The 582-nt window shown below is 33.7% G+C and carries 1 protein-coding gene; it reads right to left on the reverse strand.

What is annotated here, in order from left to right; all coding sequences use genetic code 11:
* A partial coding sequence (locus C3B52_RS35785; protein ID WP_103111018.1) for an SMI1/KNR4 family protein occupies nucleotides 1-480 on the reverse strand: 480 nt, incomplete at its 3' end.
* Between the last annotated feature and the right edge of the window lie 102 nt (nucleotides 481-582).

The raw sequence follows: 582 nt of genomic DNA on the forward strand, positions 1-582 counted from the left end.
GCCTTGGGCAATTATTAATCTTTCAAGCCAAGTATTAAAATCAATTTCATATCTGATAGTTGGTGGATCCTCAAAATATTGTTCGTGGTTGTGCCACATCAAATATCCTTTTCCAGTATCCACTCTATCTGAGTCGATGAATAAATAATCTCCAACATAATAACAAATAGGAATCCAGTTTTTAGGCATGTAATTTAAGTGGTATTCATCCATTTGTTTATGGCTTAACAAGTCAAAACCTGTCCCGAACTGGTCTCTAAACAAATAGCATCCGTTACAATACAACAAAAATTCAACATACTGATCTGGAAGTGTCCAGCCTTTTTTCTGGCATAAATTTTGAATGTCACTTAGTGATGCAGGGGAATTAAATGCTGATTTAGTCTCATTCAGATTACCGCTGCTGTAATGTTGAATATATTTATCATTATTTAAACATTTTCTATATGCTTCTAAGTTGTTAACTACATCTGATGCCAATTTTTAATCACCCTTTATTGTAGCTGTTCCACCAAGCTGTTATAAGTTGTTGATGAATTGATCGAGGAACAGGTATTAAATTAGATTTTTCGTTTCCACCAC

The organism is Brevibacillus reuszeri, from assembly GCF_002897295.1.
In the GTDB taxonomy this organism is placed as follows: domain Bacteria; phylum Bacillota; class Bacilli; order Brevibacillales; family Brevibacillaceae; genus Brevibacillus; species Brevibacillus reuszeri_A.